The 10084-nt window shown below is 44.8% G+C and carries 10 protein-coding genes; 5 read left to right on the plus strand and 5 right to left on the minus strand.

All coding sequences use genetic code 11. The features are described 5' to 3' along the window. Positions 1–148: 148 nt before the first annotated feature. On the minus strand, positions 149–550 hold the full coding sequence (locus tag Q1A70_RS17470; RefSeq protein ID WP_299694625.1) for a YkgJ family cysteine cluster protein: 402 nt from the start codon (positions 548–550) through the stop codon (positions 149–151). Between the two features lie 213 nt (positions 551–763). Here Q1A70_RS17470 and Q1A70_RS17475 point away from each other — a divergent pair, with 213 nt between their 5' ends. The 4 genes from Q1A70_RS17475 to Q1A70_RS17490 all read left to right on the plus strand — a co-directional run bounded on the left by Q1A70_RS17475 (position 764) and on the right by Q1A70_RS17490 (position 3147). After that, complete coding sequence (locus tag Q1A70_RS17475) at positions 764–925, plus strand: hypothetical protein (RefSeq protein WP_299694622.1); 162 nt, start codon at positions 764–766, stop codon at positions 923–925. Further along, entirely contained in the window at positions 898–1611 is a 714-nt protein-coding gene (locus Q1A70_RS17480; protein ID WP_299694619.1) for a pseudouridine synthase, read from the plus strand. Before Q1A70_RS17475 ends, Q1A70_RS17480 begins: the two co-directional genes overlap by 28 nt. Before the next feature lie 73 nt (positions 1612–1684). Beyond that, complete coding sequence (locus tag Q1A70_RS17485; protein ID WP_299694616.1) at positions 1685–2437, plus strand: metallophosphoesterase family protein; 753 nt, start codon at positions 1685–1687, stop codon at positions 2435–2437. Positions 2438–2688: 251 nt separating this feature from the next. Beyond that, on the plus strand, positions 2689–3147 hold the full coding sequence (locus tag Q1A70_RS17490; RefSeq protein ID WP_299694613.1) for a DUF302 domain-containing protein: 459 nt from the start codon (positions 2689–2691) through the stop codon (positions 3145–3147). Between the two features lie 242 nt (positions 3148–3389). Here the strand turns inward: Q1A70_RS17490 and Q1A70_RS17495 are convergent, their stop codons facing one another. Both Q1A70_RS17495 and Q1A70_RS17500 read right to left on the minus strand, forming a co-directional pair. Further along, positions 3390–3722 carry a PBPRA1643 family SWIM/SEC-C metal-binding motif protein gene (locus tag Q1A70_RS17495; protein WP_299694608.1) on the minus strand — a complete coding sequence of 111 codons (333 nt, stop codon included), beginning with the start codon at positions 3720–3722 and terminating at the stop codon, positions 3390–3392. Between the two features lie 163 nt (positions 3723–3885). Then, positions 3886–4476, minus strand: coding sequence for a glutathione S-transferase (locus Q1A70_RS17500; protein ID WP_299694628.1), 591 nt, complete (start codon positions 4474–4476; stop codon positions 3886–3888). 173 nt (positions 4477–4649) lie between these two features. On the opposite strand from Q1A70_RS17500, the gene Q1A70_RS17505 reads away from it, so the two are divergent. Continuing rightward, positions 4650–6905, plus strand: coding sequence for a peptidase U32 family protein (locus tag Q1A70_RS17505; protein ID WP_299694605.1), 2256 nt, complete (start codon positions 4650–4652; stop codon positions 6903–6905). Between the two features lie 237 nt (positions 6906–7142). On the opposite strand, the gene Q1A70_RS17510 is transcribed toward Q1A70_RS17505, so the two are convergent. Both Q1A70_RS17510 and Q1A70_RS17515 read right to left on the minus strand, forming a co-directional pair. Beyond that, positions 7143–7607, minus strand: coding sequence for an acyl-CoA thioesterase (locus Q1A70_RS17510; protein WP_299694602.1), 465 nt, complete (start codon positions 7605–7607; stop codon positions 7143–7145). Positions 7608–7815: 208 nt separating this feature from the next. Then, positions 7816–9663, minus strand: a complete 1848-nt coding sequence (locus Q1A70_RS17515; protein ID WP_299694599.1) for an ABC transporter ATP-binding protein/permease — start codon at positions 9661–9663, stop codon at positions 7816–7818. Positions 9664–10084 lie beyond the last annotated feature (421 nt).

Below are 10084 nucleotides of genomic sequence, written 5' to 3' on the forward strand. Positions count from 1 at the left end.
ACTTTTGGCAAAGCAAATTATAACTCTTTACCATGCTATTCAAAAAACACTCACGAAAGATCAACACGCCCTAGTTAATAGTTAATAGTTAATAGCGAACGGCTACAGCTAATCGCGAACGCAGAATGGATCCTTTAAATATCATCAATTACGAATAGCTTGAAGGGCGGCTGTCTTTCATCAATAGGTCGAGTTTCCTTTGAGCTTTTTTCGTGTCTTGCAAATCCACGGCTTCAATCATCTCGCATTCATCTCTTACCATCTCATTTATCAGACTCGGGTAGTGTCGGCAATCTTCTGGGCGGTCTAAATAGATACTACAGGTGTACTTGGCTTGAGCGCTCATATCTGTGGTCGGAACCAGTTCCAGAAATGGGCATCGAGTGAGGCGTTTGCCAGTTTCTGGGTCAAACCAGATTTCGCTGCCTTGAACGTATTCAAAGATATCGGGGTTGAACAACTCCCACAAATCAATCTCTTCCTGCGTCGCGGCAAGATCGCCATCTCCGTATTTGATACAGCATTTTCCGCATTGATTACAATCTTTCATTATTGACTTCGTCTGTTGGTAAGCTTTTAGTATTTTACCATTGATGGGCGTGGTACGTTGACTTTGTTGCTTATCGCTCAGTCTCTAATCATCTTAGGTACGACGAATAGGGAAGTCGGTAATATCTATTTATCTATGTAACCCCACTGTAAATAAGGCGATAAACAGTGATACAATTTCCGCCTTTCACGTTATTTAAGCAAAGGCGTCGATATGAGAACCCTATACACCACCGAAGGCAACATCAATGCAAAGAAGCAGAAAGAGGCCTACCCAAAACTGGCTTTGTGTGACAAGTGCGTCGGTGACTATGTGGTTATCGAGCAAGGTGAAAGAACCTACAAGCCTTGTGCTCGATGTGGTGCCGACGATTAATGCGCCTTGATAAATACTTATGTAAAAGCACTGACCTAACCAAGCATGAAGCGGTTGAACGCATCCATAATGGCGTGGTGATGGTAAACAGTGAGACAGTGAGGGATGAATCTACTCAGGTTCATGAAAGCAACAGCATCTTATTGAATGGCGATCGACTTAAGCTGCGTGAATTTCGCTACCTATTAATGCACAAGCCAGCGGGAACCATCTGCTCGAATATCGATGAGTTTTATCCTTCGCTGTTTAACCTTATTGAGATAGCGAAATCATCAGAGCTGCACATCGCTGGGCGCTTGGATGCCGATACCACAGGCCTAGTGCTGATCACCGATGATGGGCGCTGGTCTTTTAATATCACGCAGCCAAATAAGTCGTGTAAGAAAGTGTATCGCGTGACATTGTCACGAGATGTTAAAGACGATGTTGCCGACAAGTTCAAAGCAGGTGTTCAGCTACAAGGTGAGCCAACCCCAACGCGCCCGGCAGAACTTAAAATCCTATCCAGCAAACAAGTGTTATTGACCATTACTGAAGGTAAATTTCATCAAGTGAAACGCATGTTTGCTGCCGTCGGAAATCGCGTGGTCGCGCTGCACCGTGAACAGATTGGTAACGTGTGTTTAGATGTTGAAGAAGGTCAGTGGCGTTATTTGACCCAAGCAGAGGTCGGCTCTTTCAGTTGACGAACAAATAAGAATAGGTCGAAAAGTGAGTCGCTAGCAAGTGTTATAGTGGCTTGAATCACAAGGAGATAAAGTGGAAAAATTCGCAATATTGTCAGACATTCATAGTAATGTTTATGCGCTTGAGGCGGTCGTAAAAGATGCCAAATCCAAGGGCGTAACGGCATTGATTAACTTAGGGGATATTCTCTATGGTCCCATCGCCCCTAAACAGACGTATGATTACTTACAGGCTTTGAATGCAATAACGATATCGGGCAATCAAGATCGTCAGATTTATGAGGCGACGAAAGCGGAAATAGAATCGAACCCAACCATGCAATTTATTTTGGATGACTTGGGGCAGCAGCCATTAGATTGGATGAGACAATTACCCTTTGATTTGCAAATCACACCTGATATCTATGCCTGTCACGGGACGCCCACTGACGATCTGGTGTACTTGTTAGAAGATATAAGCTCAGGAGAGCCCGTCGTTCGCAGCAATGAGGCTATTATTGAACTCTTAAATGGTGTATCTGCTCCTATCATTTTGTGTGGTCATACTCATATGCCAAAGTGTGTTGAATTATCGACTGGGCAGCTAGTTATCAATCCCGGCAGTGTCGGCTTACAGGCATACACCGATGATGAGCCCAATATTCACTCGATGCAGAATTATTCCTCAAAAGCCTCTTACACCACGCTACATAAAATAGCGGAAGGGCAATGGGACATCGCTTTTCATAAGGTAGAATATGATGTTCAAAGCGCAGTCACGGCGGCTCAAAAGCAGGGTCGACAGGACTGGGTCCACTTCTTGAATACGGGTCGTCGTTTATCGTAAAAGACTCAAACAGAGGTATTTGAAGGAAGTGGTGGTGATTCATTTGGGTTGAGTCGTCGACCTCTTGATTCTCGTTTTCCAGCAGTCGCTAAATATCCAAGCTTGACGACTCTTGCGCCGCACAAACCTTAGTGCGAAGTTGCGCTCGATAAGCCGAACAGAGAAACATGTCTATACTGATATGGGTCACGCCACGGCGTTGAGGTGGCGAGATAAATGTGTGTGGATTAGGCTAAATCTGAGAGGTAACAATGAGAATATTACCATCACTATGCGCTGTTTTACTGTCGGCATCGTTTTCCATTGCGGCTTCGGATGGGTTAATTAAATACCAAAGTCATTATTCAGTGCAGGAAACGGCCGATCGATTTGAAGATATAGCGAAAAGCAAAGGTTTGACCCTGTTTGCGAGAATCGATCATCAGAAAAATGCCAGTCAGGTCGGTCTTGAGCTTAGATCAACCGAAGTGATCCTTTTTGGTAACCCGAAAGTGGGAACGCAATTAATGCAATGTACCCAAGATGTCGCGATTGATTTGCCGCAGAAAGTGCTGGTCACTGAAGACGCGAATAGTACCGTTTGGTTATCTTACAACGATCCTAATTATTTAATGGAGCGTCATGCGATCAACGGCTGTGATGAGGTGATTGAGAAAATTTCAGCGGTACTCAGTAAGCTATCAGAAGCGGCAGTCGCGAAATCGGAATAGTTTTCATCGATGGTCATTTGATCTATATGACTTAGCTGTCTTAGTGCAACTTAGAGCTGTGCTGTACCTCTAATTTTGCCAAGTTTGGTGATTTTGGTTTTTATTATTCTGCTCGCTTTATTGCTACCATTTTACTCTTGGTATAAAAAAGCTGACCGATATTGGCTATCGGTCAGCTTTCAATTCTGCAATTCAAATCATTTCATCGCGACGTAAGTCATTGGCAGCTTGGGTGAAAAGTCTTATGCACAACACTTCTTGTATTTCTTACCGCTACCACAAGAGCATGGATCGTTGCGGTTCGGCGTCTTTTCAAACGTCATTGTTTTTGGCTTGTTGAGGAGCGTATCAAGCTCAAGGGTATTTTCTTCTTTATCTGAGTCTACGGTAACGTTCACGAAAATCGCATTCTCGGCGGCTAGCGCTTCAACTTCTGCTTTGCGCGCTTCAGTTTGCACTATGACTGCGATTGGCGATTCTTCAGTACCCGCTTTCACATCGCGGTTTACGTTGTAGCCAGCAAGAACATGGTTTTGTCTTGTCTCAATACGACCTTTAAAAAATAGTTTCGACATTGGGTACTCATTAAAAATAGTGAATGGCGCTATTTTTAATCGAGATAGCGCGATGGAGCGGGGATTATACGCATATATTACAATTGATAAAGTAGTGATGTGATCAAGGGCAGTTTGGTTTTTCTTGAAAAGTGATCAATCTTGTTGGTTTTGGAGCAACCTATTACCCAAAAATGCAATCTTTCTTGGTGTCATTCCACAACGGGTATTGTTTCATCACTTGTCCATAGAGCTTACTTTCAAGATGAGCCCTTAACCAACGACCGACATTCTGATAATCGGCTTGCACAAACCACTTCTTTTCGACTCGAACAAACTGGCTGACAAAAGGCATCACCGCAAAATCCGCCAAGCTTGGTGTGTCTCCAAACAAGTAGGCTTGGTCAGTGAGTAACGCTTCTAACTGACTGATGAAGGCTTCGCAGGCTTGTCGACGTTGTTCAATATCGACATTTCGGTAGCGAACAGACGCACGGTACTTTTCTAACTGGCTAATAAACTCTTCATCGTGGGTTCTAATCAGCTGGTGGATTTTTTTATTGAGCGTCGGATCAGTTGAACGCAGAAAATCTTGAGGATCGTTTTGCTCCAGTGCCCAGTTCATAATATCCAAACTCTGCTCAATAATGCGCCCATCGGCTAATATTAAGACTGGAACCGTCCCTTTTGGTGAACAGGCTAATAGTTCGCTAGGCTTGTCTTTGGTGACGATCTCTCGAATTAAGACGGATTGCTGTGATAGGGTGATGCCTATGCGTGCGCGCATTGCATAAGGGCAACGGCGCAGAGAATAAAGGACAGGTAACTCAGATTCATTCAGCATGCGTTAGGCCATTGAGTTTGAAAAGTGTTGTGAGGTGGTAAAGAGATCGTGATGTCGTTAGAATACGCGGCTTGAAAATGATAAGTAAGTGAGCGACTTCAAAAATGAGCAGAAAAATTGAGTTATTGGCCCCAGGTGGCGATGTAGAAGCGATAAAAGCCGCCATCGTAGCCGGCGCTAATGCAGTTTATTGTGGTTTAGACACCTTCAACGCTCGTAATCGAGCCTCTAACCTGTCGTTAGATGAGTTGAATGGTGTGATTCGCCTTGCTCATGAATACGGTTGTGAAATCTTCCTGACGCTGAATGTTGTGCTGCTAGAGCACGAAATCAAGAGCATCACCAAACTGCTGAACCAACTGGTGAACACCAAGGTAGATGGCATCATAGTGCAAGATCTTGGTCTGTTTAATCTCGTGAAGAAACACTTCCCATCGCTCGATGTGCACGCATCAACGCAGTTAACTACGCACAACGAAGGCCAGATCAAGTTCTTGTCGAAGGTTGGCGCAACGCGCGTCAACTTGTCTCGTGAGTTGAACCTGCCTGAAATTAAGATGCTGACTGAAGTGGCACACGATCACGATGTACTCACCGAAGTGTTCGTACACGGTGCTTTGTGTATCGCATTCTCTGGTCAATGTTATTCAAGCTCAGTCAGTGTTGGTAACTCAGGTAACCGTGGCCGTTGTAGCCAAGCGTGTCGAGATGAATACGAGATCACCAACGCAGGCAATAAGTTCCCATTGAACCTAAAAGATAACTCTGCTTATTACGATTTACCGGAATTGGTTGACGCGAAAGTCGATTCGCTAAAAGTAGAAGGTCGTATCAAGGGCGCACACTACGTATACACAGTGGTTGATACATGGCGCAAACAAATTGATAGCTTTGTAGAGAGTGGCTTGCTTATCGAAGACGATTCCAACCTGCGCAAGGTGTTCAACCGTGATTTCACCAACTCTTTCCTAAAGGGCAACCTAACGAAAGACATGTTCATTGATAACCCTCGCGATAACAGCATGAACTACGCGGTTGAGAAAGCGAAGCAGCAGAACAATGAAATCTCCGTTGTACAGGTTCAAGAGGTGGCTAGCGATCTTTATGAAGCGAAAAATGTCCTCGGCAGTGAAATGCGCGATAAGATCGAGTTTCTTGATATTCGTAAAACGCCAGTTGCTCTGTCTTTCAGTGCGAAAGAAGGTCAGCCATTTACGGTGACTGTGAACACATCAAAAGAGAACTTCACCCTTCAATCTAAATCACTACTTGTGGCGGTTGAAGAGAAGGCGATCACTCAAGAGCTACTTGAGAAGCGGTTCAAGAACGTGAAGAGTGCGGTTCATACACTAGAAAGCCATGACTTCAGCGAAGTTGACGCCGGTCTTGTGATTCCATTGAAAGAAGTATCAGGCCTTAAAGATGAGATCGACTTCATTTTGAATGGTTCGGTAGAAGTGATTAAGCACGTTGAAGTGCCGGCACTGCCTCAGCACCCTAAAGTGAATGAAAAACCGACCATGTCGATGCTGATTGCAGACCTTGAAGACTTACATCTGTGTGACGTTACCGACACCGATGTTTATTTCAAACTTCCGGAAAGCTTTAAGAAACGTTGTAACAAGTACATTGATATCTTGGCGGAAAACCCACGTTTGATCCCTTGGTTCCCAGCTGTATTGATCGGTAAAGACTACGATGAAGCGGTACGGATTCTTGAGGAGATCAAGCCAGCACGCATCGTGACCAACAACACGGGTATTGCTTACAAGGCTTACGAGATGGGCATCGAATGGGTAGCCGGCCCATTCATGAACACCACGAACTCTCATGCACTGGTTACGCTCAAAGAAGAGCTTAACTGTGCTGGTGCCTTCATTTCGAACGAGATCAACAAAGCTCAGATCCGTAATATCCGCCGCCCAGAGAACTTCAAATTGTTCTACAGCATCTACCACCCGATCTTGATGATGACCAGTCGTCAGTGTTTCTTCCAAAGAACCGTGGGTTGTAACAAGCCCCGTATTGACGCGGGCTGTATGCTGAAGTGTGAGAAGGCAACCACCATCACTAACGTGAAAGGCATCTCGTTTGCGGTTGATAAGCAGAAGGGGGGCTACCCGAGCATTTACAACCACGAGCAGTTCTTAAACCATGATGCCGTCACCGATTTCTCTGGCTTGTTCGACGAGTTCTTCATTGATCTGACCAACATCGGCGCAGGCTCTAAAGAAGTGAAAGACAAAGTGGCGCTTATCAAGCACTTCGAAGGCTTAATTAACGGCGTAGAAGGTTCACAGCAAAGTCTAGAGCAACTGGTTGAAGTTCGTACCAATGCTCAGTATGTCCAAGGTTTATAGGGATCAAAGTTTATAGGGCTCAAGGCTTATGGGTTTAAGATGCAAGGTTGATGGGATTCAAATCTATTAGCCTGAAGCTCTAGAGTGTTTGTTTGTAAACGTTTGAGCGGCATCTATAGTTAAACCAATAAACCAATAAACCAATAAACCAATAAACAAAAAAATCGAAGACCACTTTACTGTATGTCACAGTCGAGTGGTCTTTTTACATCTAAGTGATGGTCAATCAGAAACACACTATTCCAAGACAGACTCTTGCTTAAAACAAGCACTTTTTAGTGTGTTCATTCTTTCAATTTCGCTGGTTAAGCGTAGGGAGAGCAGCGCTTTTTGATTCGACGCAAAATCAAACATCACGATAGTGGCCGTGCCGACAGTCGTCAGCTTTTTCTGCGCCTTACTGAAAATGGCGTATTCCATTGTGAATCGGTCATCTTGGATTTCAGTCACCCGAGAGCCGATTTGCAAGGTGTCAGGGTAGGTCACGGGTCTGAAATATTTACAATAAGTGTCGCCAAGAACAGGACCAACCTTAGTGTTCGCCATCTCTTCCATCAGCTCGACATGCTTGAAAAAATCTAATCGAGCGGTTTCGAAATAACGAAAATACACAGCGTTGTTGACGTGGTTGAGTGCGTCCATTTCTCCCCAAGCGACGGGGATTTCTGTTACTACTGGGTAGTCAGATAATAGTACTTCCATGCGAACTCTCTTAGTGTAATTTGGGTAATTAACGTTATCTGCTTATCCTTCAACGGGATAAGTTGTTGTTGGAATAAAACCCTACCGCCAAATTAACAAAACTGCAACGGTCTGTGTGAGTTTTTGAAGCTTGAACTCTACTTATGTCAGTGACTTAGTTTGTTCTTTGCTTGATGACTACCCAATAAATTATTAGCAACTTACAGGTTTAACTGTTTAGGTGTTTGAATTGCAGCTCAACCAAACGTTGGTACAGTTTGCAGCTATCGATGAGCGACTGGTGGTTGCCGATGTCTACCAGCTGCCCTTTATCGAGCACTGCGATCTGGTCAGCGTGCTTAATGGTCGACAATCGATGGGCAATAATGATCGTTGTTCTGCCACGCATTAATTCTTCTAACGCTTGTTGTACGTGATGCTCACTTTCGCTGTCTAGTGCGCTGGTCGCTTCATCCAATAATAGAATATTCGGGTCTTTTAGGATGGCGCGAGCAATCGCAATACGTTGTCTCTGTCCGCCGGAAAGCCTTACACCACGCTCACCAAGGAAGCTGTTGTAGCCATCTGGTAGGTTTTGAATAAACCCGTGCGCGTGTCCTTTCTTAGCTGCCTCGATAACTTGCTCGTCTGTTGCCTGCGGGTTGCCGTAGCGAATATTGTGTAATACATCATTACTGAATAATGCCGGTTGTTGTGGCACCAATGCCATCTGGCTTCTTAGTTCATTCGGATCAAACTGATTTAGCTCAACACCGCCTAACGTTACCGTGCCCATCTGCGGGTCGTAGAAACGTTGCAGCAGTTCGAACAGGGTAGTTTTACCTGCACCGGATGGGCCAACCAGTGCCAATACTTTGCCTTCATGCGCGGTTAGCGTGAGGTTGCGCGTAGCGGGTTGATCGGGCCTTGATGGGTAACAGAAGGTCACATCATTAAATGCAACTTCTGGCGTTACTTTAGCAAGCGAAGTTGGATTCTCAACTGGCGCAACAATATGGCTTTCAACTTGTAGGATCTCGATTAATCGCTCGGTCGCACCCGCTGCGCGTTGCAGTTCGCCCATCACTTCGGAAATTGTGCCTAACGATGAAGCCACCATGATTGCATAGAACACAAATGCTGCTAAATCACCCGCCGACATGGTGCCGTTTATGACATCACTGCCGCCAACCCAAAGCATGCCCGCGATGGCAGTGAATACAATTACGATCACGCCAGAGATCAAAATCGCGCGCTGTTTTACACGCTGACGGCCAATCTCAAACGCTTTTTCCACTTCAACTGCAAATGAGGCTTTTTCTTGTTCTTCTCGGCTATAACTTTGCACGGTCTTAATGTGCTCTATTGCTTCACCAGCGTAAGAACCCACATCAGACATCGAATCTTGGCTTTGACGAGATAGCGCTCTTACACGACGCCCGTACACAAGGATCGGGATCAGGATAAACGGCACCGAAGCTAAGACGATCAGCGTCAGTTTGATGTTGGTTGCGAATAGCATGATGATTGCGCCAATACACATTAGTGCACTGCGCATCGCCATGGAGAACGACGAGCCAATGATGCTTTGAAGTAAGGTGGTGTCTGTGGTGATGCGTGACATGATGTCACCGCTGCCATTGGTTTCGAAATAACTTGGATGCAGCGTGACAACGTGATTGAAAACGGAAAGTCGAATGTCCGCACTGACCCGCTCGCCAACCGACGACACCAGATAAAATCGGAAAAAGGTCCCCACCGAGATCAATATCACCACGACCATGATGAACTGAATCGCGCTGCCTAAGTCGGATAGTGATTGTTGGCTAAACCCTTGGTCAATCAGAAGACGAATACCGTGCCCAACCGACAGGGTTAAACTCGCGGTAAAGATCAACGCAATCAATGCTGCAACAACGCGCCCTTTATATGGTTGAATAAATTTGCTGAGTTCCAACAAAATACTGAGACTTTTCTTCTCAGGTTTTTGGTCGGTTTTTTTATCCAACTTCACTTCAGGCCTATTTTGAGTCGATCGCTGGTTTGAGTTGTGCGTAGAAGAGACATCTTTTTGCATATCATTGCCTTAGCGTATTGGTTGCTTGATGAATAACGGGGTTGGCGCGGGTCTTAGATTGTTATTAAAACATTTATTTTGCTAATCCGCTCAATCGCCGCCATCGTTTTCAATATTTGGCTTAAATTTTTCGAATTGAGGGGGTATGTTGTAAATATTCATTTAGGTAAATATGCACTATTAGGCGTCGAATTACCCACTTTAGGTTGTGGCTCAGTCAGCAAAATCCAGCTTTCTTGGATTGTACGTTGTGAATGGGAACTGAATACATGCTCAAGCTAACCATTAATTTACCAGCTAACCGTTAATTTACAAGATTACGAGCCGTTGATTTATAAATAAACTATACTCGTTCAACTTGAAGATGCAGGCTTGAGAACTTGAAAGTTATCATTAATTCGAGATGCCAAAGAGCCTGCGA

Origin of the sequence: uncultured Vibrio sp. (assembly GCF_947488985.1) — a bacterium.
Lineage (GTDB): Bacteria > Pseudomonadota > Gammaproteobacteria > Enterobacterales > Vibrionaceae > Vibrio.